This window comes from Actinoplanes sp. NBC_00393, from assembly GCF_036053395.1.
GTDB lineage: Bacteria > Actinomycetota > Actinomycetes > Mycobacteriales > Micromonosporaceae > Actinoplanes.
In genome coordinates this window covers 10,299,379-10,323,261 of record NZ_CP107942.1, presented here as the reverse complement: position 1 = coordinate 10,323,261, position 23,883 = coordinate 10,299,379, and the positions used below count along the sequence as shown (strand labels likewise).

The 23,883-nt window shown below is 72.2% G+C and carries 25 protein-coding genes; 14 read left to right on the top strand and 11 right to left on the bottom strand.

Features of this window, described 5'->3' with window-relative positions; genetic code table 11:
* Positions 1–881: 881 nt before the first annotated feature.
* Positions 882–1,850 carry an ArsR/SmtB family transcription factor gene (locus tag OHA21_RS47955; protein ID WP_328467068.1) on the bottom strand — a complete coding sequence of 323 codons (969 nt, stop codon included), beginning with the start codon at positions 1,848–1,850 and terminating at the stop codon, positions 882–884.
* A gap of 220 nt (positions 1,851–2,070) precedes the next feature.
* Between OHA21_RS47955 and OHA21_RS47950 the strand changes: the two genes are divergently transcribed.
* Genes OHA21_RS47950 through OHA21_RS47915 form a run of 8 tightly spaced genes read left to right on the top strand, consistent with a single transcriptional unit; the run spans position 2,071 to position 9,050 of the window.
* Positions 2,071–3,351 (top strand): MFS transporter, encoded by a 1,281-nt coding sequence (locus tag OHA21_RS47950; RefSeq protein ID WP_328467066.1) that lies wholly within the window; start codon positions 2,071–2,073, stop codon positions 3,349–3,351.
* A complete protein-coding gene (locus OHA21_RS47945; protein ID WP_328467064.1) occupies positions 3,272–4,078 on the top strand; it encodes an SDR family NAD(P)-dependent oxidoreductase in 807 nt (268 codons plus the stop codon). The genes OHA21_RS47950 and OHA21_RS47945 overlap by 80 nt, the downstream gene beginning before the upstream one ends.
* Before the next feature lie 4 nt (positions 4,079–4,082).
* Positions 4,083–4,553, top strand: a complete 471-nt coding sequence (locus OHA21_RS47940; RefSeq protein WP_328467062.1) for a YbaK/EbsC family protein — start codon at positions 4,083–4,085, stop codon at positions 4,551–4,553.
* Positions 4,550–5,221, top strand: a complete 672-nt coding sequence (locus OHA21_RS47935) for a monooxygenase (RefSeq protein WP_328467060.1) — start codon at positions 4,550–4,552, stop codon at positions 5,219–5,221. The genes OHA21_RS47940 and OHA21_RS47935 overlap by 4 nt, the downstream gene beginning before the upstream one ends.
* On the top strand, positions 5,218–5,796 hold the full coding sequence (locus OHA21_RS47930; protein ID WP_328467058.1) for a GNAT family N-acetyltransferase: 579 nt from the start codon (positions 5,218–5,220) through the stop codon (positions 5,794–5,796). Before OHA21_RS47935 ends, OHA21_RS47930 begins: the two co-directional genes overlap by 4 nt.
* 1 nt (position 5,797) lies before the next feature.
* Complete coding sequence (locus tag OHA21_RS47925; protein WP_328467056.1) at positions 5,798–6,538, top strand: carotenoid biosynthesis protein; 741 nt, start codon at positions 5,798–5,800, stop codon at positions 6,536–6,538.
* Positions 6,538–7,605 (top strand): glycosyltransferase, encoded by a 1,068-nt coding sequence (locus OHA21_RS47920; RefSeq protein WP_328478982.1) that lies wholly within the window; start codon positions 6,538–6,540, stop codon positions 7,603–7,605. Before OHA21_RS47925 ends, OHA21_RS47920 begins: the two co-directional genes overlap by 1 nt.
* The gene (locus tag OHA21_RS47915; RefSeq protein ID WP_328467054.1) at positions 7,602–9,050 is read left to right on the top strand and encodes a phytoene desaturase family protein; all 1,449 of its coding nucleotides are present in this window, start codon (positions 7,602–7,604) and stop codon (positions 9,048–9,050) included. The genes OHA21_RS47920 and OHA21_RS47915 overlap by 4 nt, the downstream gene beginning before the upstream one ends.
* A gap of 85 nt (positions 9,051–9,135) precedes the next feature.
* Here the strand turns inward: OHA21_RS47915 and OHA21_RS47910 are convergent, their stop codons facing one another.
* The 3 genes from OHA21_RS47910 to OHA21_RS47900 form a co-directional block, all read right to left on the bottom strand.
* The gene (locus OHA21_RS47910; RefSeq protein WP_328467051.1) at positions 9,136–10,854 is read right to left on the bottom strand and encodes a substrate-binding domain-containing protein; all 1,719 of its coding nucleotides are present in this window, start codon (positions 10,852–10,854) and stop codon (positions 9,136–9,138) included.
* Between the two features lie 71 nt (positions 10,855–10,925).
* Positions 10,926–11,681 (bottom strand): class I SAM-dependent methyltransferase, encoded by a 756-nt coding sequence (locus tag OHA21_RS47905; protein WP_328467049.1) that lies wholly within the window; start codon positions 11,679–11,681, stop codon positions 10,926–10,928.
* Between the two features lie 55 nt (positions 11,682–11,736).
* Positions 11,737–12,660, bottom strand: coding sequence for a LysR family transcriptional regulator (locus OHA21_RS47900; protein WP_328478980.1), 924 nt, complete (start codon positions 12,658–12,660; stop codon positions 11,737–11,739).
* A gap of 71 nt (positions 12,661–12,731) precedes the next feature.
* Between OHA21_RS47900 and OHA21_RS47895 the strand changes: the two genes are divergently transcribed.
* Genes OHA21_RS47895 through OHA21_RS47885 form a run of 3 tightly spaced genes read left to right on the top strand, consistent with a single transcriptional unit; the run spans position 12,732 to position 16,158 of the window.
* On the top strand, positions 12,732–13,472 hold the full coding sequence (locus OHA21_RS47895) for a succinate dehydrogenase cytochrome b subunit (RefSeq protein ID WP_442875032.1): 741 nt from the start codon (positions 12,732–12,734) through the stop codon (positions 13,470–13,472).
* A gap of 2 nt (positions 13,473–13,474) precedes the next feature.
* Positions 13,475–15,415 carry a fumarate reductase/succinate dehydrogenase flavoprotein subunit gene (locus OHA21_RS47890; protein ID WP_328467047.1) on the top strand — a complete coding sequence of 647 codons (1,941 nt, stop codon included), beginning with the start codon at positions 13,475–13,477 and terminating at the stop codon, positions 15,413–15,415.
* Positions 15,415–16,158, top strand: a complete 744-nt coding sequence (locus OHA21_RS47885) for a succinate dehydrogenase/fumarate reductase iron-sulfur subunit (RefSeq protein ID WP_328467045.1) — start codon at positions 15,415–15,417, stop codon at positions 16,156–16,158. Before OHA21_RS47890 ends, OHA21_RS47885 begins: the two co-directional genes overlap by 1 nt.
* Positions 16,159–16,210: 52 nt before the next feature.
* On the opposite strand, the gene OHA21_RS47880 is transcribed toward OHA21_RS47885, so the two are convergent.
* Positions 16,211–16,612, bottom strand: a complete 402-nt coding sequence (locus tag OHA21_RS47880) for a nuclear transport factor 2 family protein (RefSeq protein ID WP_328467043.1) — start codon at positions 16,610–16,612, stop codon at positions 16,211–16,213.
* A gap of 66 nt (positions 16,613–16,678) precedes the next feature.
* Between OHA21_RS47880 and OHA21_RS47875 the strand changes: the two genes are divergently transcribed.
* Positions 16,679–17,242: a TetR/AcrR family transcriptional regulator gene (locus OHA21_RS47875; RefSeq protein WP_328467041.1), complete on the top strand. Its 564-nt coding sequence runs from the start codon at positions 16,679–16,681 to the stop codon at positions 17,240–17,242.
* Positions 17,243–17,322: 80 nt separating this feature from the next.
* On the opposite strand, the gene OHA21_RS47870 is transcribed toward OHA21_RS47875, so the two are convergent.
* The 5 genes from OHA21_RS47870 to metF all read right to left on the bottom strand — a co-directional run bounded on the left by OHA21_RS47870 (position 17,323) and on the right by metF (position 21,535).
* Positions 17,323–18,540 (bottom strand): MFS transporter, encoded by a 1,218-nt coding sequence (locus OHA21_RS47870; RefSeq protein ID WP_328467039.1) that lies wholly within the window; start codon positions 18,538–18,540, stop codon positions 17,323–17,325.
* A gap of 122 nt (positions 18,541–18,662) precedes the next feature.
* Positions 18,663–19,160: a hypothetical protein gene (locus tag OHA21_RS47865; RefSeq protein WP_328467037.1), complete on the bottom strand. Its 498-nt coding sequence runs from the start codon at positions 19,158–19,160 to the stop codon at positions 18,663–18,665.
* An 88-nt stretch (positions 19,161–19,248) separates the two neighbouring features.
* Entirely contained in the window at positions 19,249–19,686 is a 438-nt protein-coding gene (locus OHA21_RS47860; RefSeq protein ID WP_328467035.1) for an HNH endonuclease, read from the bottom strand.
* Positions 19,687–19,938: 252 nt separating this feature from the next.
* On the bottom strand, positions 19,939–20,604 hold the full coding sequence (locus tag OHA21_RS47855) for a CDP-alcohol phosphatidyltransferase family protein (protein WP_328467033.1): 666 nt from the start codon (positions 20,602–20,604) through the stop codon (positions 19,939–19,941).
* A 7-nt stretch (positions 20,605–20,611) separates the two neighbouring features.
* Positions 20,612–21,535, bottom strand: coding sequence for a methylenetetrahydrofolate reductase [NAD(P)H] (gene metF, locus OHA21_RS47850; protein WP_328467031.1), 924 nt, complete (start codon positions 21,533–21,535; stop codon positions 20,612–20,614).
* 91 nt (positions 21,536–21,626) lie between these two features.
* On the opposite strand from metF, the gene OHA21_RS47845 reads away from it, so the two are divergent.
* Positions 21,627–22,682, top strand: coding sequence for a polyprenyl synthetase family protein (locus tag OHA21_RS47845; protein ID WP_328478976.1), 1,056 nt, complete (start codon positions 21,627–21,629; stop codon positions 22,680–22,682).
* A 9-nt stretch (positions 22,683–22,691) separates the two neighbouring features.
* On the opposite strand, the gene OHA21_RS47840 is transcribed toward OHA21_RS47845, so the two are convergent.
* Positions 22,692–23,042, bottom strand: coding sequence for an Rv2175c family DNA-binding protein (locus OHA21_RS47840; RefSeq protein WP_328467029.1), 351 nt, complete (start codon positions 23,040–23,042; stop codon positions 22,692–22,694).
* A 9-nt stretch (positions 23,043–23,051) separates the two neighbouring features.
* Here OHA21_RS47840 and OHA21_RS47835 point away from each other — a divergent pair, with 9 nt between their 5' ends.
* The gene (locus tag OHA21_RS47835; RefSeq protein ID WP_328467027.1) at positions 23,052–23,837 is read left to right on the top strand and encodes a hypothetical protein; all 786 of its coding nucleotides are present in this window, start codon (positions 23,052–23,054) and stop codon (positions 23,835–23,837) included.
* The last annotated feature ends 46 nt before the right edge of the window (positions 23,838–23,883 follow it).

Here is a 23,883-nt window from a genome sequence, read left to right as displayed (position 1 = left end):
CCCCGGCGGCGAGCCGACCGGGTGTGAAGCTTCCCCACACCACACCCGGCCGGCACCGCCCGGCGGGTCCGCCGCTCGCCACCGGGGGTCGGGGGTGGCGAGCGACGGCCTGCCTTGTACGGATTCGGGCCCGCGAATGCCCGAACCACGCGCGCGGCACTTCGCGGGTGCCGCCTCGGGAGTCGCGCCGCGAAACACGCTCCCGATCAGAACGTCGCCGTCTGGACGATGTCGCCCTTTCGAACATCCGTTCTAACTACCGCAGAGACTAACACCCCCCTACGACAAAAACGCAACCTTCACGGCCCCGCGGCGGGCATCTTTTCGAACGGGTGATCGACAAGACGCGGGACGCCTCGGCCGGCGCTCAGCGCTGTCGCGAGGGCGCCAAACGGCACTGAGCGCCAGCCGGGCGGCCACAGCCGATGGCCCGCCACGGCTAGCGCCACGCGGTACGGCGGCGGTAGGCGCGATGAGCAGCCCCAAGCCCGGCGGGGCGCAGGTAGGCGGGCTCGACGAACAGCTCCAGCCCGGCGGGGCGCAGGTAGGCGGGCTCGACGAACAGCTCCAGCCCGGCGGGCACCGGCAGGCGAGCACGACAACAGCTCCAGCCCGGCGGGTGGCCGAGCGGCTGCCGGGTGGGGTACGCGCAACAGGCGTGGGGATACGAGCAACATGCTCTGCCAGCCTTGGCCGGGGCGAGGACCGCGGTGACAGCCCACGGAAGCGCGAACAGCGGGGGCCGGCCGGTGGAAGAGAGCAAGCGCCAACGGACAAGCGTCAGCCGCACAAAGGCCGAAGAGCGCCAGGCAGGACCACGGCAGAGCGCATGCCACGCGCGGGCGGGCGGGGCTGGCTGGCTGGCTGGGAAGAAACGCCGCCTAGCTGGGCGAGGGAGGGGTTGCGGCGGCATGGACCAGTGTGTCGCCCGCCGGGGTACGCGTATACAGCACATTTCGCCCAGCTCGGCGCCGAGCGACCAACCCCGCCTCCAGCAGGATCTTCAGGTGGCGGCCGATCGAGCCGAGCGCCTGCCCGGTCAGCGCCACCAGTTGGCTGGTGGTTCGCGGCTGTTCCAGCTCGATCAGGACCCGCGCTCGCACCGGGCCCAGCAGCCGGCCCAGCGCTCCGGGTTCCGGCGCCGGGCGGCCGGCGTCGGCGAGCAGCCCGGCGCACTGGTAGATCACCGCGTACCGGCGGGGCTCCTGTTCGTGCCAGGCCACGCAGCCCAGGGACAGGGTGACCGGTACGAAGTACAGCCGGCTGCCGGAGATGTCGCGGGGCGGGTTGTCGTACCCGTTGATCTGCAACCGCCCGCCGCCGAGCCACCGGACCCCGCCGCGCATCCGGTCCAGGGCCGCTGCCCAGCCGCCGATGCTGAGTTGCCGGGTGCGCGCCAGGACGTCCGCCTCGAGCAGTCGCCGTCGTCGTGGCCACTCCGGTTCCACGGTTTGCCGCCACACCCAGGTCAGCAGGTCGGCGGCCCGGTCGGCGAGGTCGTCACGGTCCAGTCCGGCCGGCAGCCGGCCGTCGTGGGTCAGCTGTTCCCGGGCGAGCGGGGGCGGGGTGGCCCGCAGTTCCGCCAGTTCGTCGGCGAACGACCGCTCGGCGGCCTGGGGCGGCCGGGCCACCAGGTCGCTGATCCAGCGGGGGCGCACCAGCGCTTCGGCGAGGGCCGCCGTGACCGGATCGGTCGTGAGGTGCGCGGCATAGGCCGGGTGGTGGGCTCGCAGCCAGTCCCGCTCGGCGGGCTGCCCCGCCATGTCCCAGCGCAGCCGGGAGAGCGCCGCCGTGGTCTCGGCCAGCGGTGACAGGACGAACCGGCTGCCGGCGAGGGTGTCAGCGTCCACCTGCCACCAGCCCACCGAGACCACCGCCTTTCAGCACAAGAAGTAACGGAAGCGAGGAAACAGGAAGCAAGGAAGCAGGAAGGGAGGAGGCAGGAAGCAGGAAGGGACCCGAAAGCTAGGAGGAGGAAGCGCGGAGAGGCAGACAGGAAGCAGGAGAGAATCTTTCGCCGGTGTGCGAAAGATTAGCGGGTCTGCGGCCGCCGCCGAAGACTGCTGCACCATGCGCTCCTACCGGGAACTCTTCCGCGCCCCCGAGTTCACGCCCCTCTTCCTCACTTCCTGCCTGCAGAGCGCCGCCCTGACCATCGGCGGCCTCGCCCTGGCCACCGCCGTCTACGCGCGCACCGGCTCACCCTTCTTCACGGCGCTGAGCATGTTCGGCCCGTCGATCGCGCAGATGCTCGGCGCCACGCTGCTGCTCTCGGCGGCGGACCGGCTGCCGCCGAGGGCCGCGACCGCCGGGGCAGCCCTCTGCTCGGCCGCGCTGATGGCCCTTCTGGCTGTGCCGGCGTTCCCGGTCTGGGCCGTCTTCCTGGTCCTGCTCGGGATGGGCCTGGTCAGTTCGGTGGCCGGCGGCATCCGCGGCGGGCTGCTCACCGATGTGGTGCCCGAGCACGCCTACCTGCTGGGGCGGTCCGCGCTGAACATCGCGAACGGGACGATGCAGATCTGCGGGTTCGCCGCCGGCGGCGTGCTGGTGGCCGTGCTGTCCCCGGCCGAGACGCAGCTGATCGGCGCCGGGCTCTTCCTGACCGCCGGCCTGGTGGCCCGGTTCGGACTGTCGAGCCGGCCCGCTCGGGCGGCGGGACGGCCCTCCCCCGCGGCGACCTGGCGGGTCAACCGGCAGCTCTGGTCGGTGCCCGCGGTCCGGCCCGTCTACCTGGCGCTGTGGGTGCCGAACGGCCTGATCGTCGGGTGCGAGGCGCTCTTCGTCCCCTACGCGCCGTCGGGTGCCGGTCTGCTGCTGGCCGCCTCGGCGGTGGGCATGCTCGCCGGCGACGTCGTCGCGGGACGTTTTCTCTCGCCGGGGCTGCGCCGCCGCCTCGGGCCGTATCTGCGCCTGCTGCTCGCCGTACCCTATCTGCTCTTTGCCCTGAATCTGCCGATGCCGATCGCAGCGCTCGCCGTCGCGGTGGCCGCGGTCGGCTATTCCTCCACGCTGCTGTTGCAGGAGCGGCTGATCGAGCTCACCCCGCCGCAGGTCCGTGGCCAGGCGTTGGGGTTGCACGGTTCGGGGATGCAGACGATGCAGGCGGCGGGCGCCGCGCTGGCCGGTGGGACCGCCGAGTTTCTCGGGGCAGGGCCGGCGATCGTCGTGATGGCGGTCGCCTCGATCCTGGTGACCCTGGCGCTGGCCCCCGCGCTGAAAACCCGGCAGGGTGCCAGGATGCACGGGGTAGACAGACAGCAGGAGGCGGCAGATGGCATCGACGATCGTGGTGACCGGCGGCAGTTCGGGCGTGGGCCTGGCGGCCGCGAAGCAGTTCGCCGCCCGCGGTGACGAGGTGGTGCTGGTGGGCCGCAATCCGCAGCGGCTCGCCGAGGCGGTCGATCAGGTACGCCAGGCCGGTGGGCGGGAGCCGGCCAGTTTCCGGGCCGATTTCGAGTCGTTCGCCGAGGTGCGCGCCCTGGCCGATCAGTTGCTCGCCGGATACCAGCGGATCGACGTGCTGGCGAACAACGCCGGTGGCATGGTCGGTGAGTACCGGCGGACAACCGACGGCTACGAGGCCACCGTCCAGGGCAATCACCTCGCTCCGTTCCTGCTCACGAAGCTGCTGCTGCCCCGGCTGGACGGCGCCCGGGTGGTCAACACCGCGTCCCGCGCGCACATGCAGGGCCGGCCCGACCCGGCCGACCTGGCCGGTGAGCAGCGCAAGTACAACTCCTGGCAGGCGTACGGGGCGAGCAAGGCGGCGAACATCCTGTTCACCGCCGAGGCGGCCCGCCGCTGGCCGCAGGTGACCAGCGTGTCGTTCCACCCGGGTGTGGTGCGCACCAACTTCGGCACCGGACGGCTCACCCGGTTCTTCTACAAGTACGCGCCCTTCCTGGTCACCCCGGAGAAGGCCGGCGAGCTGCTGGTCTGGCTCGCCACCGCGCCCGCCGCGGAGCTGGAGAACGGCGGCTACTACGTCGGGCACCAGCTCACCCGCCCGGCGCCGCACGCCCGTGACCCGCAGCTGGCGGCCCAGCTGTGGGAGGCCAGCGAGAAGGCGGCAGGATGAGGGGATGCACAACCATCCCAACGTGACCGCGGTGCGGGACGCCCTGGAGAGCGCCGGGGTGACGGCCGAGATCGTCATCCTGGACGAGGCGGTGCACACCGCGGCGGCCGCGGCGGCCGCGCTGGACATCGAGGTCGGCCAGATCGCCAACTCGCTGATCTTCGATGCGGACGGTGAGCCGCTGCTCGTGCTGACCTCCGGGGCGCACCGGGTGGACACCGCGAAGGTGGCGGCCGCGCTCGGCGTCGCGAAGCTGCGCCGGGCCACCCCCGAGTTCGTCCGGCAGCACACCGGTCAGGCGATCGGCGGGGTGGCCCCGCTCGGCCACCCGAAACCGGTCCGGACCCTGGTCGACGTGGACCTCGGGCAGTTCCCGGTGGTGTGGGCGGCCGGCGGCGTGCCGCAGTCGGTCTTTCCGATCACCTACGCCGAGTTGGTCCGGGTCACGGACGGCGCCCCCGCCGAGGTCGCATGACGGAACGAGTCAGCCTGCACGTCTGGCGGGTGCCCCGGCACGCTGTCGCGCAGGCCATGCTGCGGATGGGCTTCGCACGCCGGTACCGGCCAGGGGTGCGGTTCGCCAAATTCCTGGGCACCAGCCACGGCTTCGGGCCCGGCGACGCCGACCTCACCCGGTACGCGGCGATCACGGTGAGCGACCGGCCGGTCAGCTTCCCGTCCTGGGACCGGATCGCCGCCCACCGCGCCCGCCTCGACCTGGAGCCGTTGGTCAGTCGCGGCGAGTGGTCGGGGCGCAGCCCGTTCCAGCCGACCGGCCGGCGGGCCGACGGGATGGTGCTGGCGCTCACCCGGGCCCGGTTGCGGCCCACCCGGGCGGTCCGGTTCTGGCGGGCGATCCCGGCGGTGGAGCGGGAGGTGGCCGGGGCGCCCGGGCTGCTGGCCCGGTTCGGGGTGGGTGAGGCGCCGATCGGCTGGCAGGGCACGGTGAGCGTGTGGCGCAGCACGACGGATCTCACGGCTTTCGCGTACCGTCAGCCGCAGCATCGCGCGGCGATCGCCCGGACTCCGGCCGACCGCTGGTACGCGGAGGAGCTTTTCGCCCGTTTCGCGGTGCAGGACATCAGCGGCGACCGGTCCGTGCTGGGCTGGACGGCTGACGAGAAGGAGCGGACGGAGCGATGAGGCTCGTTGCTTGGCAGCCGGACGACCTGCTGCGCCGGCTCGACGACGTGGTCGCCGTCTACGGCGAGGCGATGGGCTACCGGCAGGAGCTGCTGCAGACCCGGCGCGGCTACATCGGTTCGCACGTGCGCCGCCCCGGTTTCCGCGCGGTCGCCACCACCACCCCGGACGGCCGGGTCGCCGGCTTCGGGTACGGCTACACCTCCGCCCCCGGCCAGTGGTGGCACGACCAGGTGCGCTCCGCGCTGGACGAGCCGTCCCGCCGGTTCTGGCTGGCCCGCTGCTTCGAGGTGGTCGAGTTGCACGTCCGCCCGGTCGCCCAGGGTCACGGGGTGGGCGCCCGGCAGTTGCGCGCGCTGCTCGCGATGGCCGAGGGCCAGACCGTGCTGCTGTCCACTCCGGAGGCTGACGAGCAGGCGTCCCGCGCCTGGCGGCTGTACCGGCGGTTCGGCTTCACCGACGTGCTGCGCAACTTCATGTTCCCCGGCGACGAGCGGGCCTTCGCGATCCTCGGGCGCGAGCTGCCGATCGTGGACCGGGCGGTCGAGGACAACTCGGGCCTGGTCGGCGGCTGACTTGCGTCGAGTTCCCTGGGCGCTGCTCGGCGTCCTGATCCTGGCCCAGATCTGCTATCCGCTCACTTCCGGCGACGTCCGGGCCGGGCTGACCGTGGCGACCGTCCTGATCGGGGTGGCGCTCTCGGTGTCGCACGCCGCGCTGAGCCGGGGCCGGAGGGCCGCGGCCGCGCTGGTCGGCACGGCGATGCTGGGCGGGTTCGCGGTGGAGGCGATCGGGGTGGCGACCGGCTTCCCGTTCGGCACCTACGACTATTCCGGGGAGCTCGGTCCGAAGCTGCTCGGCGTACCCCTGATCATTCCCCTGGCCTGGACCTGGATGGCGTGGCCGGCGTGGCTGGCCGCGGTCCGCGTGGTGCGGGGCCGCCTGGCGCGCATCGCGCTCGCGGCTGCCGGGCTGGCCGCCTGGGATCTCTTCCTGGATCCGCAGATGGTCGCCGAGGGTTACTGGCGCTGGCAGGATGCGGTGCCCGCTCTGCCCGGATTGCCGGGCATCCCGATCAGCAACTACCTGGGCTGGCTGGGCTTCGCCCTGCTGCTGATGACGGCTTTGTCCACGGTGAGCACGACAAATCCGCAGAAAGATGACGGGCCGATGTACGCCCTCTGGCTGTGGACGTACTTCTCCTCGGTCCTGGCCCACGCGGTCTTCCTCGACCTGCCCGCCTCGGCCGTCTGGGGCGGCGTCATCATGGGCGCCGCGGTCCTCCCGCTCCTGCTGCGGCTCCGGGCGCCGGCGTGATCAGCTGGCTCCTGCTGGTGCCGTTGCTGCTGCTCACCGCGCACACCGCGGTGAACGCGCTGCTGCTGCGCCGCCCCCGGCGTGACGCGTCCACCACCGAGCGGGTCGCCGTGCTGCTGCCGCTGCGCGACGAGGCCGCGCGGGTCACCCCCTGCCTGGAGTCGCTGCTGGCCCAGCGGGGCGTGCCGAACCTGACGATCCACGTCCTCGACGACGGCTCCACCGACGGCACGGCGGACGTGGTCCGCGCGGTGGCCGGCGACCGGGTGCGGCTGCACACCGGCACGCCACCGCCGGACGGCTGGCTCGGCAAACCGAACGCCTGCGCCCGGCTCGCCGAGGTGGCGGGCGACGTGGACGTGCTGGTCTTCGTGGACGCCGACGTGGTTCTGGAGCCGGACGCGGTCGCCGGGGCGGTCGACCTGCTGCGGAGTGCCGGGGTTGCGCTGCTTTCGCCGTACCCCAAAATCGTTGGCGCCGGCCGGCTCGTGCAACCCCTGCTGCAGTGGTCCTGGCTCACCTTCCTGCCGCTGCGCGGCATGGAACGCTCCTCGCGCCCGTCGCTCGCCGCCGCGGGAGGGCAGTGGCTGGTGGTGGACCGGGCCGGCTATCGGCAGGCCGGCGGCCATGCCGCCGTGCGCGGCGACATCCTGGAGGACATCGGCCTGGCGCGCGCGGTGAAACGCGCCGGCGGGCGCATCGCGCTCGCCGACGGCTCCCGGCTGGCCACCTGCCGGATGTACAACTCCTGGTCCGAACTGGCGGACGGTTACGGCAAGTCGCTGTGGGCGTCGTTCGGCTCGGCAGCCGGCGCGGCCACCGTGGTGGTCCTGCTTCTTCTTCTGTACGCGCTACCGCTCGCCCTGCTCCCCATCGCACCGGCCGCCTACCTGCTCGGGGTGACCGGCCGGATGATCAGCGCGATCGCCACCGGCGGGCGGGCGTTCCCGGACGCGTTCGCGCACCCGGTGTCGATCGTGTTGTTCGCGTGGCTGATCGCCCGCTCCTTCCACCTGCGGCGCCGAGGTCGCCTGATCTGGCGCGGCCGGGGCATCATTCCGGGATGAGCCAGATCGTGATCATCGGGGCCGGCGTCGGCGGACTGACCGCTGCCGTCCGCCTGGCGCAGGCCGGCCACCGCGTGGTGGTGCACGAGCGGTCCGGCACGGTCGGCGGCAAGCTGGCGGTGTACGAGCGGGACGGCTACCGCTTCGACACCGGCCCGAGCCTGTTCACCCTGCCGCAGGTCTTCGACGGCCTCGGCCTCGAGCTGCGTCCGGAGCCGCTGGATCCGGTGGTCCGGCACGTCTTCCCGGACGGCACTGTCCTCGACTCGTCCTCGTCGCACGAGGTCTTCCTGGACCGGATCGGCACCGCGCTGGGCGCCGGGGCGGCCGCCGACTGGGACCGCTTCTGGCGCCGGGCCGCGCGGATCTGGCGGGCCTCCTACTCCTCGGTGCTGCGCCGCCCGGTGACCGCGGCGTCGCTGGCCCGGCTCTCCTGGCGGCTCGGCGACCTGGCGGCGATCGCGCCGGGCCGGTCGTTGCGCGCGCTGGGCCGGCACTACCTGCGCGATCCGCGGTTGCGCATGCTGCTGGACCGGTACGCGACCTACACCGGCACCGATCCGCGCCGCGCGCCGGCGGCGCTCGCGGCGATCCCTTACGCCGAGCTCGCCTTCGGCGGTTGGTATCTGCCGGGCGGGCTGGGCACGCTGGCGGCGGCTCTGCACGATCGATGTCAGGCCTTGGGCGTACGGGTAGAGCTCGATTCTCCCGTCACGACGATCGAGGCGGACGCGTCAGTGCGCGGGGTGCACCTGGAGTCCGGCAGGTTCGAGCCGGCGGACGTGGTCGTCTCCAATGTGGATGCCGTGACGCTCTACCGTGACCTGCTGCCCACTCCGGGCCGGCTGGCCGGGCTGGCCGACCGCAGCCTCGGCGGGTTCGTGCTGCTGCTCGGGGTGCGCGGCCACACCCCGGAGCTGGCACACCACACGGTGTTCTTCCCGCGCAACTACGACGCCGAGTTCGACGCGATCTTCGGGTCGGCGGCGCGGCGGGCCCGGCCGGTCGACGACCCGGCGATCTTCGTGACCCGGGCCGACGATCCGGCGGTGCGGCCGGACGGGTGCGAGGCGTGGTTCGTGCTGGTGAACGCGCCGCAGCACGGCACCGGCTGGTCCGCTGTGGACTGGCGGCGGGCCAGGCTCGCTGCGGAGTACGGGCGACATGTGCTGGACGTGCTGGCCGGGCGGGGGCTGGACGTGCGGGGACGGCTGGAGTTCGTGGAGACGCGTACGCCCGCGGATCTCGCCGAGGCCACCGCCGCGCCCGGCGGCGCCATCTACGGCACCGCGGGCGGGCTGCTGCGGCCGGCGAACCGCGGACCGGTCGACGGCCTGTACCTGGTCGGCGGGTCCGCCCACCCGGGCGGCGGCCTGCCGATGGTCACCCTCTCCGCCGGCATCGTCGCCGACCGGATCGGGCCCGGTCCGTGCCCATCGGCCTGATCCGCAACCATCACGCATCGCGCACGCCGGTGCCCTCGACACCGGGGGTAGAGGGCGCGATGCCCGCGAGCCGGAGGCGACGCAATCAGGCACTGTGCGCGGCGAGGAAGGCCTTCGCCATCGCGGAGGCCAGGTCCGCCGGGTTGCGGGCGGCGATCGACTGGCCGCCGGTGGCCTTCGCCATGCCCTGCAGCGCGGCCATGTTCGCGTCCGGGCCGTACCCGACTGCGATGACCGGCACCGGCTTCGCCCGGTCCTGGCCGGCGGCGAGCCGCTTCAGGAACTCCGCATTGGACATCGCGAACCGCGAGCCGCCGTCCGCACCGTCGGTGAGCACCACCACGACGGTGGCCGCGCCCGGCGTGACCCTCCCCCGCATCTGCGCGACCCCGTCGAGCACCGCCTGGTAGAGCGGGGTGCCGGCGCCCGCCGCCGGTTTGTACGAGCTGATCGTGTCGGCCAGCGCCTGCCGGCGGCTCTTGCCCCCGACGCCGCTGGTGATCGGCCCGAACGGGACCTGTTCGGTGAACGCCGGCCCGTTGCGGGCGGCGCTGCCGAAATACCACATCCCGATCGTGGTCTCGTCGTCGAACAGGTCGGCGGCGATCGTCCCGGACTCGCGCAGCAGCGCGGCCTTCGTGGTGGTCCGGCCGCCCCGGGCGGTGATCGGCTCGTTCATCGACCCGGACGAGTCGATCAGCAGCAGCACCTGGAAGGCCAGCTTCCGGTACTGCGACCACTGGCGGGCCGGGCCGAGCAGCCGGGGCGCGGTGTCCGGCAGACGCAGCACCGCGGCGGTCGGTTCGGCGCGGAAGCCGGCCGCGGTGACCGCCGCCTTGCTGATCGCCGCCCGCAGCCGCTCGGCCAGGGCCTGGTCGGCGCCCTTGCGGACGGCGAACGGATAGTCCGCCTCGACCCGCACGTCGACCGGTGGCGCCCCGGTGAGCCGCACGCCCTGTTCGGCCTTCTGGTACGCCTTGAGCTGCTGCTCGGTCACCGGGAAGACGCCGACGTCGTACACCGCGGTGGTGCTGTCCTGCTGGGCCGACATCTGCTTGAGCAGCGTGGCCGGGTCCACGCTGGACTCCTGGATCCGGCTGCGCAGGGTGAGCGCCTTGAGCTGAGCGATTCCGCTGTCCTTGGTGGTACGAGCGGTCGCGGTATGCACAGCGTGCACGGAGAGTAGGCCTGCCGTGCTCGTCAACGGATCCGGCATGGTGACGCTCGGTATCCGGCCCTGAGTCAGGCTCTGGATCAGTCCGACCCAGGACGTCTCGCCGCTCTCGGCGTACAGGCGGCCGATGCCTTCCGGGCCGGCGAGCAGGATCGGCGAGTAGGCCAGCGGTTTGCCCGCCGGCGCGTAGGTGGCGCCGTCCGCGGCGATGCGCAGCCAGGCGCTGCTGGACGGCACCCAGACGTCCGGCTTGACCTGCTCCTTCAGGGTGGCGGCGGGCTCCTGCGCCTGCACGGTGATCGGGGCGCACCGCTGGCCGGCCGGGTTCAGCGTGGCGGCCGCCTCGCGGATCACCGGCTCGATCTCGGGGGCCGTGACCACCCGCAACTCCGGATCGGGGCAGGGGGTCACGCTGGGTTGCGTGGCCGACGGCGCGGGCGCCGCGCTGGACGCCGCGGTCGGCTGCCCGGACCGGTTCTGCATCAGCTGCCAGGCGACACCGCCGGCCACCAGCAGGACCACGAGCACCAGGGCTGTGGAGACGACTATCCGGCGTGGACCGTGCTCCGGCTCGGCCCACTCACCGTGGCCGCCCGGAGGCAGCTCCCTTGGCCACTCGTTGTCGGACATGGCTGCGGATAGTAGTCCGGGATCCATCCTTCGCAATGGGTTCAAACCGGTTCTGGCACATTGCCCCAAGATCACAGATTCGGAGGGGATTCGGCGACCGCGATTACGATAAGTTCACCGTCCCCGCTGAGGCCGACCGGTTCGCGCCCCCACCCTCCGTAAACCCGGTCCACCCGGAACCCGGCCACGCTCAGTTGCTCCCGCAACTCCTCCTCGGTGCGGAAGCGCATGCGCGCCGTACTGGTCGCCTGCCGCCCGCCGGGGAAGCGGTAGTGCTGCGTGAACGACACGACACCGTCCTCGACCGAGGTGACCTCGCTCCAGGCGGTGACCGCAGCACCGTCGTCGAGCACGATGGAGCGCCGTGAGTCCTCCGGGTTCCACTCCTTCCAGTGCCGGGCGGCCGGATCCCGGCTGTCGAAGACCAGCCGCCCGCCGGTGACCAGGGCGCGGCGCAGCGCGTGCAGCGCACCGGCCCACTCGTCGTCACCGACGATGAACTGGGACACGTGACTGGTCAGGAACGCGGCGTCGAACGATTTCGCCGGCAGCACCTCGACCGAACCCTCGATCCACCGCACCCGAGCCGCGCCGGGCTTGCGGCGGGCGGCGTCGAGCGAGGCGTGGGCCGGGTCCACCCCGGTGACGTCGTGACCGGCGGCGGCCATCGCGATCGCCAGCCGGCCGGTGCCGCAGCCCAGGTCGAGGACCCGGGGCGCGGAGTGCTCGGCGAGGACCGCCATGAAGAAGTCGTCGTCCCAGCCCCACGGGCATTCGGCGTCGTAGACCTCGACCAGCCGGGGATCGCGGAACTCGCCATGCCACACGCTCGGATGCTAGAACGCCGAGGACCCGGATGACTACCCGATGTGGACGGGAGGACTACAGTGCGCGTACGCCGATGGGCAGTTCACCCGCGGCGATGTGCTCCAGCAACCCTTCCCGCAGCGCGGCGGCCGCGTGCGGCAGCACCGCGCCCCGCCGCTGCGCCAGCGCGATGGTCCGGCGCATGCCGGGCGGCGCCAGCGGCGTCGCCCGCAGCAGCGGCCGGTTGGCCAGCACCATGCTGGGCACCAGCGCCACCCCCAGACCGGCCTCGACGAAGGCCAGCACCGCGTCCATCTCACCGCCCTCGACCGCGAACTTCGGGGTGAATCCGGCCCGCTCGCAGGCCTGCAGGGTGACGTCGCGGATGTCGTAGCCGGCCCGGAACATCACCATCGGCGTGTGCCGCAGCTCGATCAGGTCGAGCTGGCGGGCCACAGTGGGCGGCGGCCGGTCGACGACCGACGCCACGACCAGGCTCTCCCGCAGCACCTCGGTGGTCTCCAGGGCCGGGTCCACACCGTGCTCGGGCTGCACGATCAAGGCCAAGTCGAGGGAGTGCGCGAGCAGGTCGGCGATGAGGTCCTGCGAGCTGCCCTCACTGATGTACAACTGGATGCCGGGGTGATCGGCCCGATATGTCCGCAGCACCGCCGGGACCAGGGAGGAGCAGAGACTCGGGGTGGCGCCCAGCCGCACCTCGCCGCGCCGGAGCCCGACGATGTCCTGCACCGCGTCCCGGGCCGCGTCGGCGTCCGCCACGATCCGCCGGGCCAGCGGCAGCAGGGCCTCCCCGGCCACCGTGAGACTCACATCGCCACGAATCCGCTCAAAAAGCGGCGCGCCGAGAGAGGCTTCGAGGGTGTGAATCTGCTTACTCAAGGTGGGTTGCGCGACGCCCAGATTGTCCGCCGCATGGGTGAAATGTCGGGTCTCGGCCACCGCTACGAAGTACCGGAGTTGTTGCAGCTGCACGCTAATAGCCTATCGCTATGGAGAGCTGCCCCATCATGCATTAGACGAATGGCTAGGGTCTTTCTACCTTTCAGGTTGTGGCGGTAGACACTCCTATTCCGAAAACGACGAACGCCGCGGGTGCAACGGCACGCCCCGCGCCGCGCAAGTCGGTACGACCCTCGTCGGTCGTTCTTAAGTTGATCATGGCGCTCAGCGGCGTGCTGCTGGTGCTCTTCCTCTTCGCGCATGCGGCCGGCAACCTCAAGATCTTCGTGGGCGCCGAGGACTTCGACCACTACGCGCACTGGCTGCGGGAGCTCGGCACGCCCCTGCTGCCGGACACCTGGTTCCTCTGGATCCAGCGGGTCGGCCTGCTCGTGGCGATCTTCGCGCACATCTGGGCGGCCACCGTGCTGACCCGGCGCGCGGCGAAGGCCCGCCCGGTCAAGTACGCGCACCGGCCCAAGGTCCAGGGCAGCTACGCCGCCCGCACGATGCGCTGGGGTGGCGTGATCATCCTGCTCTTCGTGATCTACCACATCCTCGACCTGACCACCGGGCACCTGAACCCGGAGGGCGGCGACTCGAACCCGTCCGCCCGGGTCATCGCGGACTTCGCGCCGGACCGCTGGTACGTGACCCTCTTCTACACCGTCGCCGTCGTGGCCGTCGGTTTCCACCTGCGTCACGGCATCTGGAGTGCGGCCCGCACGCTGGGCCAGCAGACCAAGAAGAACCAGCGCCGCGCCCAGGCGATCGCCCTGGTCCTCGCGGTGGTCCTGGTCGCGATGTACCTCTCGGTGCCGTTCGCGGTGCTGACCGGATTGGTGGAGTGAGCATGAACGACTTCTGGAACGACGGCGAGCCGGTCGTCGACAAGGCCGCTCCGGACGGACCGGTCGAGACCCGCTGGGAGCGCCGCAAGTTCGCCGCCAAGCTGGTCAACCCGGCGAACCGCCGGAAGCTGACGGTCATCGTGGTGGGCACCGGCCTGGCCGGCGGCTCGGCCGCGGCGACCCTGGCCGAGGCCGGGTACCGGGTCAAGTCGTACTGCTACCAGGACAGCCCGCGGCGGGCGCACTCGATCGCCGCGCAGGGTGGCATCAACGCGGCGAAGAACTACCGCAACGACGGCGACTCCGTCTACCGCCTCTTCTACGACACCGTGAAGGGCGGCGACTTCCGCGCCCGCGAGTCCAACGTGTACCGGCTCGCCCAGGTCTCGGTGAACATCATCGACCAGTGCGTGGCGCAGGGCGTCCCGTTCGCCCGCGAGTACGGCGGTCTGCTCGACAACCGCTCGTTCGGCGGCACCCAGGTGTCCCGGACCTTCTACGCCCGGGGCCAGACGGGTCAGCAGCTGCTGCTCGGCGCGTACCAGGCGATGGAGCGGCAGATCGGCCTCGGCAACATCGAGATGAACGCCCGGCACGAGATGCTCGAGCTGATCATCGTCGACGGCAAGGCGCGCGGCATCGTCGTACGCGACATGGTCACCGGCGAGATCACCACCGAGTTCGCGGACGCCGTGGTGCTCGCCTCCGGTGGCTACGGCAACGTCTTCTTCCTGTCGACCAACGCCAAGGGCTGCAACGTCACGGCGTCGTGGCGGGCGCACCGCAAGGGCGCGCTCTTCGCGAACCCCTGCTACACGCAGATCCACCCGACCTGCATCCCGGAGTCCGGCTCGCACCAGTCGAAGCTGACCCTGATGTCGGAGTCGCTGCGCAACGACGGCCGGGTCTGGGTGCCGAAGCGCGCTGCGGATTGCCAGAAGCCGGCCGGTGAGATCGCGGAGGAGGACCGCGACTACTACCTGGAGCGGATCTACCCGTCGTTCGGCAACCTGGTGCCCCGTGACATCGCGTCCCGGGCCGCCAAGAACGTCTGCGACGAGGGCCGCGGTGTCGGCCCGGGTGGTCTCGGCGTCTACCTGGACTTCGCTGACGCGATCAAGCGGCTGGGCCGCAAGGCGGTCGAGGCGAAGTACGGCAACCTCTTCGAGATGTACGAGCGGATCACCGGCGAGGACCCGTACGAGACGCCGATGCGCATCTACCCCGCCGTGCACTACACGATGGGCGGCCTCTGGGTCGACTACGACCTGCAGTCGACGATCCCCGGCCTGTTCGTGATCGGCGAGGCGAACTTCTCCGACCACGGCGCCAACCGCCTCGGCGCGTCCGCGCTGATGCAGGGCCTGGCCGACGGCTACTTCGTGCTGCCGAACACGATCAACAACTACCTCGCCGCCGGGCCGTTCCCTGACATTTCTGGCAAACCAGAGGTTGCGGAAGCCCGGGCCGCCGTCGAAGGCCGCATCAAGAAGCTGCTGGAGATCAACGGCGACCGGACCGTCGACTCCTTCCACCGTGAACTCGGCCAGATCATGTGGGAGTACTGCGGCATGGAGCGCACCGAGGAGGGCCTGACCAAGGCGGTCGGCCTGATCCGCGCGCTCAAGGAGGAGTTCTGGACCCGGGTGAAGGTGCCCGGCAAGGGCGAGGAGCTCAACCAGAACCTGGAGAAGGCCGGCCGGGTCGCCGACTTCCTCGAGCTCGGTGAGCTGATGTGCATCGACGCCCTGCACCGGCGCGAGTCCTGCGGCGGGCACTTCCGCGCCGAGTCGCAGACCCCCGACGGTGAGGCGCTGCGCCACGACGACGAGTTCAGCTACGCCGCGGCGTGGGAGTACTTCGGCGCCGACGGCAAGCCGACCCTGCACAAGGAAGACCTGAACTTCGAGTACGTCCACCCGAGCACGCGGAGTTACAAGTAATGGACATCAAGGTACGGGTGTGGCGTCAGTCCGGTCCTTCGGACAACGGGCGGATGGTCACCTACGACGTCAAGGACATCTCCCCCGACGCCTCGTTCCTCGAGATGATCGACGTTCTGAACGAGACGCTGATCCTCAACGGCGACGACCCGATCGCCTTCGACCACGACTGCCGTGAGGGCATCTGCGGCGCGTGCAGCATGGTGATCAACGGGGTGGCGCACGGCCCGGAGAAGGCCACCACCACCTGCCAGCTGCACATGCGGCACTTCAAGGACGGCGACGTGATCGACGTCGAGCCGTGGCGTGCCGCCGCCTTCCCGGTGATCAAGGACCTGGTGGTCGACCGGACCGCCTTCGACAAGATCATTCAGGCGGGTGGCTACATCAGCGCGCCCACCGGCACCGCGCCCGACGCGCACGCCACGCCGGTGCCCAAGAAGGACGCGGACGCCGCGTTCGAGGCGGCCACCTGCATCGGCTGCGGCGCCTGCGTCGCGGCCTGCCCGAACGGCTCGTCGATGCTGTTCACCGCCGCGAAGATCACCCACCTCGGCCTGATGCCGCAGGGCCAGCCGGAACGCGACACCCGGGTGATCGACATGCTGCAGGCGCAGGACGACGCCGGCTTCGGCGGCTGCACCAACATGGGCGAATGCGCCGAGGTCTGCCCGAAGGGCATCCCGCTCAGCCTGATCGGTCGCCTCAACAGCGACTACCGCAAGGCGATCAGCAAGCGCTGAGCAACGGACCCCCGGTGTCCGGCACAACGGCGTGCCGGACACCCGGTTCCGGTCAGGCGGCCAGCGCCTGGGCTATCGCCAGGGTGTGCTGATACTCCCGCCAGTGGGCCAGCCGGCCGTCCCGGGTCCGCAGCACCGCGATGAACGGCGCCGCAGCGGTCGTCCCGGTCCGGTTGTGGGTGCCGACCAGCTCGTACTCCACGATGATGACCTCCGGGTCGGCGGTCTCGTGGATCGTCACGTTGCGGCAGTCGTCGAACCGCACCGGGAACGCCGCCCGGCCCGCCTCGGTGTACTCCAGCACCCGCTGCCGCCCCTCGGTCCTCGCCGGCCGGCCGGGCGCCGCGAACGGCGTCTCGATCACCACGTCCTCGGTGAGCAGCTCGGCGTCGAAGGTGCTCCGCCCGGCCAGCCAGTGACTGCGCATCCGGTCGAAGATCTCTCTCGGTGTCACGCGTGCCTCCTTGATAAAGTGAGTCCGCACTCGACTTATGCCGACGATAGTGAGTGGAGACTCGACTTGCCAGAGGGTCCGCCCCTGCGCGACTTGCCCGAGGGTCCGCCCCTGCGCGCCGACGCCGCCCGCAACCGCGCACGCATCCTGGACGCCGCCGAGACGGTCTTCGCCGAGCAGGGCCCGAGCGGCTCCACCGAGGAGGTGGCCCGCCGCGCCGGCGTGGCCATCGGCACCGTCTTCCGGCACTTCCCCACCAAGAACGACCTGCTGGCCGCCATCATGAAACGCCTGCTGGCCCGCCTGGTGACCGAGGCCGGCGAGCAGGACCTGTTCGCATTCTTCACGCACATGGTGGCGCAGGCCGCCGCCAAGAAGACCGTCGTGGACCTGCTGGCCGGGGCGGGCGTGGACATCCGCCTTCCGGAGGCCGTCGGCCACCTGGAAACCGCCGTGGGAGACCTGCTGACCCGGGCGCAGGCCGCCGGTGAGGTCGCCGAGGACGTTCAGCTACCCGAGGTGATGGCCCTGCTGGTGAGCCTCTGCCAGGGCGCCCTCCACGGCGGCTGGGACGCCACCTTGCAGGCCCGCGCCCTGGCCGTGGTCTTCACCGGCCTGCGCCCTCACTAGTGGCCTCCCGCTAGTGGCCTCCCGCTAGCGGCCCCTCGCTGCCGACCGCCCGCTACCGGTCTCTCGCTACCGGGACCGGGTCAGCCCTGTTCCCGGCCTCCCGCGACCGGGACCGGGTCAGCCCTGTTCCCGGCCTCCCGCGACCGGGACCGGGTCAGCGCGAAGACGGCGACGGCCGCGACGGTGAGCACGCCCAGCAGCAAGGGCAGGCGGTTGTCCAGCAGGACCAGGGCGGAACCGAGCGGGATGGCCACCGCGATCGGGCCGAACATCACCATGCTGCCGCTCGCGGCGACCCGGCCCAGCAGATGCTCGGGCGTGCCGAGCTGAATCGCGGTGAGAGCCGCGACCAGCGTCCACGGCAGCCCGAGCCCGGCCAGTAGGCTGCCCGCGATCATCGCCGCCTGCCAGGGCAGGCACCAGGCCGCGCAGGCCAGGGCGAACAGCACCGCGCCGAGCGCCGCCACCCGGATCGGGCCGAACCGGGACAGCAGCCGGCCGGCCAGGATGCCGCCGGCGATCGAGCCGGCGCCCTGCACGCTGGAGAGAATCCCGAGGTACGTGGCGGGCAGGTGCAACCCGTCGACCACGCGGGACAGCACGGCCGCGTTGGTGACCCCGGAGACAGCGATCGCCACGGCGGCGACCAGAACCGGAACGCGCATCGGCCCCTGCCACAGGCCGAGAATTCCGGCCCGGACGGACTGCCACCCGAGATCGGCGCGCCCGGTGGGGGCCGGGGAGTTGCGGGCCGGCAGGTGGACCAGGGCGTACAGCAGGGCGGTGAGCAGCGGCAGCGCGGCGCACAACAGGACCACCGGGACCGGGCCGCGCCAGGCGTAGAGTGCCGCACCGGCCAGTGGCGCCAGCAGTTTCATGCCCTCCTGGGCGCTGGAGCGCCAGCCGTTCACCGTGCCCAGCGCATGCTGCGGGAGGGCGGCCGGGAGCAGCGCGGTCTCACCGGCGTCGAGCAGGACGTAGCCGATGCCGCGGACGAGCAGCACGAGGTAGATCAACGCGATCTGGTCGGCTGTCCGGACAGTGAGCAGGCTGCACAGCGCGGCGCCGACCGCGAGGTCCGCGACGATCAGCAGCGGGCGGCGCGGGAAGCGGTCGACGAGCGCGCCGAGCCAGGGCGCGGCCAGGCTGGGCGCGTAGAGGCCGAGGGCGGCCAGCGCCGCCAGGGCGGCGGAACCGGTCAGATCGAGGATCCAGATCCCGGCGGCGAGGGTCATCGCGGTGCCACCGAAGCCGGAGAAGAGCGAGATCAGTACGAACAGCGCGGCGTTCCGTCGCATCCGGCGCTCCCGGGGTTGAGTCGTGAGGACTCAAATCCTGGCGGGTTGAGCGGGCAGCTGTCAATCCGGCGTTGCGACGGCTGGGCGCTGCCGATCCGGGGTTGCGATTGCCAAGGCCGCTGTCAATTCGGGGTTGCGACCGCCAGGGCCTCGGTCAGTCGTAGGACGGCGGCCCGCAGCGTTGCCGGGAGAGCCGGAGCCGAAGGGCCGGAGAGGTCCGTCAGCACGGCCGCGGTCAGGTCGAACAGGGCGCCGGCCGGGGCGTCGGGGGCGGCCGCGAGCGTTTCGCGCACCAGCGCGGCCCGGGCGAACCGGCGGTCCCAGCGACGGTCGGCACCGATCCTGCGGTGCAGCTCGACGGCGGCTTCGCGCAGGTGGGGGACGCTTTGCCCGTACCCCGAATCGAGCTGGACCCGAAGCGGCCGCAACTCGCGCTCGGCGGCCCGGGCCAGGCGCAGCCGGCGTTGTTCCGCGGCCTGGCGGCTGGCCAGGCCCAGCGCGGCAGCGATCTCCGGCCAGGTGGCGCCGTCGCGTCGCGCTTGATCGATGAGCTCCAGCTCCTCGGCGTCCAGCCGTGCACGCCGCGCGGGGATCTTCGTCAGGTCACTGAGATCCGGCACGTCGACAGGCTAGCAGGTGTCAACACATCGTTGACATCTGAGGAGGCGACGGCCGGCGGATCCCCGTGTGCATCCGCCGGCCGTCTGATCAGGAGAAGACCGCCCACACCGGCGCGGACGGTGTCACGCGCAGCGGCATGCGGGCCTCGGCGGGCGTCCGGTCGCCCTTGCGGTTGTTGCACCGGCCGCACGCGGCGACGGTGTTGGTCCACTCGTTGCGGCCGCCGCGCGAACGGGGCAGCACGTGGTCGATGGTGGACGCGGCGTCCCCGCAGTAGGCGCACGCGCGGCCGTCACGGGCCAGCACACCGGCCCGCGACCAGGCCGGACCACGGCCCCGCCGCCAGCGGGTCACCACGTAGCTGACCAGCCGCACCACGGTCGGCACCGGGTAGACCCCGATGGTGGCGTCCGGCCGCGCCTCGTGCACCACGGCCACTTGCCTGAACAGCATCCGGATCGCGTGCCGGAGGCTGACCCGGTGCAGCGGTCCGCAGTCGGCGTTCAGCACCAGAACCGCGCTCATTCTTCGTCACCTCCGCACGCATAGAAAGGGAGAATCCGCAGGTCAGATGGCCTGCCTGCTGACAAAGAAAATAGGCGCGGCATCGACGCCCGACAACCGAATAAAGATCGCCGCAAGCCCGGCGGGCGCGGGGTCAGCGCAGCGCGCGGCGCACGGCGGGCGCGGGGCCGGCGCAGCGCACGGCGGGCGCGGGGCCGGCGCAGCGCACGGCGGGCGGGGCCGGCGCAGCGCGCGGCGCACGGCGGGCGCGGGTCAGCGCAGCGCGTGGCGGACGGCGAGGGAGAGCTGGAGCAGGCCGGCGGTCTGCAGCACCGCCCAGACCAGGACGGCCACGACCAGGACCGGGACGGTCCAGTCGGGGAGCACCACGCCGGCCAGCGCCGCCACCAGCAGGCCGCTGACCGTGACGGCCACGCGGGTGGGCCGCTCGCCCACCGTCACCACGCCGATCTCGGGCATCCCGGCCGCGGCGGCGCGCGCCCGCACGTACTCATGCAGCCAGCTCACCGCGCCGACCGCGACCACCAGCCAGCCTGGCACCCCGGCCGACCAGAAGGCCGCCAGCCAGGCCAGCTCGCCCAACCGGTCGGCGACCGAGTCGTAGACGAAGCCTGTCCGGCTGACCCGCCCGCTCACCACCGCGACCGCGCCGTCCAGGCCGTCCGCGGCCGCGGCCAGCAGCGCCAGGGCGGCACCCAGCGCGAGGCCAGGCAATCCACCGAGCGCCGCAAGCGGCACGGCCAGGCAGAGAAGGAGGCCGGTCAGCGTCACCACGATCGGCGTCACGCCGCGACGGCTCAGCCAGGACCCGATTTCGTACGCCCCACGCACCCACCCCCGGACCAGCGGCGAGGCCCGGCGCGGGTCGAATCCGCCGTGCAGCCCGGACCAGGCGGTGGCGTACTCGTCCCAGGTCAACGCCGGCTCAGGCGGCCGCGGCGACCTGGGCCGGGGCCAGCTGCTGCCAGACCTCGCGGGTCGCGGTGGAGCGGTTCAGGGTGATGAAGTGGATGCCCGGCACACCCTCCTCGAGCAGCCGCGCGCACATCCTGCTGCACGTCTCGATGCCGAGCTCGCGGACTGCGGCCTCGTCGCCGGCGACCTGCTCGAAGCGCCGCAGCAGGGCCGGCGGGAACGGCGCGCCGGAGAGCTGCTCGGACCGCTCGATCGTCGCCATCCGGGTGACCGGCATCACGCCGGGCACGATCGGGGTGTCGCAGCCGGCCGCCGCCACCCGGTCGCGCAACCGCAGGTAGTCGTCGGCGTCGAAGAACATCTGGGTGATCGCGTAGTCGGCGCCGGCCCGGCACTTGCGAACGAAGTTGCGGGTGTCCTCGGCCACGTCCGCGGATCGCGGGTGCTTGTACGGGAAGGCAGCCACCCCGACGCTGAAGTCGCCGGCCTCGCGGACGAGCCGGACCAGGTCCTCGGCGTAGTCCACGCCCTCCGGGTGCCGCACCCACTCGCCCATCGGGTCGCCGGGCGGGTCGCCGCGCAGGGCCAGCACGTTGCGGATCCCGGCGCCGGCCAGCCGGCCGATCACGTTGCGCAGCTCGGCGACCGAGTGGTTCACCGCTGTCAGGTGCGCCATCGGCAGCAGGGTGGTCTCGGTCGCCACCCGCTCGGTGACAGCCACCGTGGTGTCCCGGGTGGTACCGCCGGCGCCGTAGGTGATCGAAACGAAGCTGGGCCGCAGCGACTCCAGCTCGCGGATCGCCTGCCAGAGGAGGCGCTCGCCCTCCGCCGTCTTGGGCGGGAAGAACTCGAACGAGAACGTCGGGGCCGCCCCGCGGATCAGCTCACCGACGGATGGCGTGCCGGGCAGGCGGGAGGGAAGACCGAGAGACACACCGGCACTGTACCGGGCAGGCACGGCGTGCGATCTGATCGTGCCACCTCGCGGGACACCAGATAGCGTCGTGCCCGTGACGACTTCTCCCCTGGACCGGGCCGGCCTGCGACCGCGTGTCGACAAGGCGCTCGCCGAGTTCCTCGCCACCCAGCGGTCCCGGCTGCTGGAGATCGATCCGGCGCTCGACGAGGTCGCCGACACGGTGGCGGCGTTCGTCCTCGGCGGCGGGAAGCGGCTGCGGCCCGCGTTCGCCTACTGGGGATTCCGGGGCGCCGGCGGCGTCGACTCGGACGAGGTGGTGGCGGCCGTCGCGGCGCTGGAGTTCGTGCAGGCCAGCGCCCTGATCCACGACGATCTGATGGACCGGTCGGACACCCGGCGCGGGGAGCCCTCGGTGCACCGCAGGTTCGAGGCGCGGCACGTGGCGGCCGGCTGGCGGGGCGGTCCGGCCGGGTTCGGCGACTCGGCGGCGGTGCTGCTCGGCGACCTGTCCCTGGTCTGGTCGGACGAGTTGCTGCACAGCTGCGGGTTGCCGCTGGCCGATCTGGCCCGGGCCCGGACGGTCTTCGACCAGATGCGCACCGAGGTGACCGTCGGGCAGTACCTGGACGTGCTCACCCAGGCGACCGCGGACACGTCGCTGGAGCGGGCCGGCAAGGTGGCCCGCTACAAGTCCGCGAAGTACACCGTCGAACGCCCGCTGCTGCTCGGCGCGGCCCTGGCCGGCGGCGGTCCCGACGTGTTCGCCGCGTACGCCGCCTTCGGCCTCCCGCTCGGCGAGGCTTTCCAGCTCCGCGACGACGTGCTGGGCGTCTTCGGGGATCCGGCGCAGACCGGCAAACCGGCCGGTGATGACTTGCGCGAGGGCAAGCGCACCTACCTGGTCGCGGCCGCGTTCGCCGCGCTGGACGGGGCCGCCCGGGCCGAACTGGACACGGCTCTGGGCGACCAGGCTCTCGACGACGCCGGGGTCGAACGGCTCCGGGCGATCATCCGGGACTCCGGGGCGCTGGCCGCCACCGAGAAGCGGATCGACATCCTCAACGGCGAGGCCCTCGAGGCGCTGCGGCAGGCCCCGATCGAGGACGAGGCCCGCAGCGTGCTGTCCGCCCTGGCCGAGGCCGCCACCCGCCGCTCGGTCTGACGAAGACGGCTAGAAGCCGAGCGCCTGGGCGCGGCGCTTCACCTCGCGTGCCTGCGGGCCGCCGAGGCCGGTCGCCGCGTTGCCGCCGAGCGCCTCATCCGGTTCGTACAGCCACCGGAGCGCCTCTTCGTCGTTGTACCCGGCGTCATGCAGCAAGTTCAGGACGCCGGGCAGGTGCTTGAGCACGGTCGCGTTGGCGACGAGTTCGGCCGGTACGAGCCGGACGCCGTCACGCCGGACGGCGAGCAGCGCACCTTCCCGGATCATCTGATGCACCTTGCTGATCGACAGACCGAGCTTCTCGGCGACGTCCGGCAGGTTGATCCATCCGGCCGGGCCGGCGGTTACGGGTTCGCTCACTCGTACAGCGTGCCAGACCAGATCGGAGAGCAGTTGATGAGCCTGTGGCGCAGGATCCGCGACGAGTCCGCCGGTGCGTGGCGGTCGTTGGGCTACGACCTGGGCCGGCGGCCGGTGGAGCCGGCCGGCGGTCCGGACGTCACGTCGACCGGGATGAGCACGTTCCCGGGGTCCTTGGTGGACATCCCGGTTTCGCAGCCGGAGATCGACGCCCGGCCCCCGCGGCGATTTGTCGCGGTTACGACGTTCTGCCTGCTTGCCGCGCTCGGCGCCGGCGGCTCGTACCTCGCCGCGACCAGCGTGTTCGCCGAGCAGCCGTCCGCCACGGCAGACTCTCCGGCCGCCGCCCCGGCGCCCGGGTCCGGCGCTGACGAGGACGAGGCCGGCATGGGGAGCGGGCCGGTGACTGCCCGCCGGGCACAAACCGTCCCGCCCGTCGAGCCGGCAGCCGGTACAGCCGCGGGAGTGGCCGGCGATCAGGCGGTAGCCGGCGCCACGGCCCCTCGGGCCGCCGCGGCCACCCAGCCGGGCCGCACCGCGCCGAAGCCCGCCACCGGCCCGGCCGGTCCGGCGGACTGCGACTGCGTCACCCCGCCGGTGCCGACTCCGACGGCGCCGTCCGTCACTCCCTCGGCCGGCGTCTCGCCGTCACCCTCGGAGACCGCGGTCGATCCGTCCGCCGACCCCGGCACTTCGGGCGAACCGCACCCGTCCGCGGATCCCAGCGAGTCGACGACACCCGCCCCGGACAGCAGCACGAGTGACCGGCGCCACCACCGCAGGCACCGGCATTAGCGTGGAAGATCCGTTTTGCGAAGTGGGCTGCGCGTGAATCAGTGCA

Excerpts from the sequence above, each read along its gene's own strand:
- OHA21_RS47915 (WP_328467054.1), top strand. The coding sequence starts at position 7,602 with ATGAGCCAGATCGTGATCATCGGGGCCGGCGTCGGCGGACTGACCGCT.
- OHA21_RS47910 (WP_328467051.1), bottom strand. The coding sequence starts at position 10,854 with ATGTCCGACAACGAGTGGCCAAGGGAGCTGCCTCCGGGCGGCCACGGT.
- OHA21_RS47870 (WP_328467039.1), bottom strand. The coding sequence starts at position 18,540 with ATGCGACGGAACGCCGCGCTGTTCGTACTGATCTCGCTCTTCTCCGGC.
- OHA21_RS47950 (WP_328467066.1), top strand. The coding sequence starts at position 2,071 with ATGCGCTCCTACCGGGAACTCTTCCGCGCCCCCGAGTTCACGCCCCTC.
- OHA21_RS47940 (WP_328467062.1), top strand. The coding sequence starts at position 4,083 with ATGCACAACCATCCCAACGTGACCGCGGTGCGGGACGCCCTGGAGAGC.
- OHA21_RS47890 (WP_328467047.1), top strand. The coding sequence starts at position 13,475 with ATGAACGACTTCTGGAACGACGGCGAGCCGGTCGTCGACAAGGCCGCT.
- OHA21_RS47930 (WP_328467058.1), top strand. The coding sequence starts at position 5,218 with ATGAGGCTCGTTGCTTGGCAGCCGGACGACCTGCTGCGCCGGCTCGAC.
- OHA21_RS47860 (WP_328467035.1), bottom strand. The coding sequence starts at position 19,686 with ATGAGCGCGGTTCTGGTGCTGAACGCCGACTGCGGACCGCTGCACCGG.
- OHA21_RS47935 (WP_328467060.1), top strand. The coding sequence starts at position 4,550 with ATGACGGAACGAGTCAGCCTGCACGTCTGGCGGGTGCCCCGGCACGCT.
- OHA21_RS47945 (WP_328467064.1), top strand. The coding sequence starts at position 3,272 with ATGGCATCGACGATCGTGGTGACCGGCGGCAGTTCGGGCGTGGGCCTG.
- OHA21_RS47885 (WP_328467045.1), top strand. The coding sequence starts at position 15,415 with ATGGACATCAAGGTACGGGTGTGGCGTCAGTCCGGTCCTTCGGACAAC.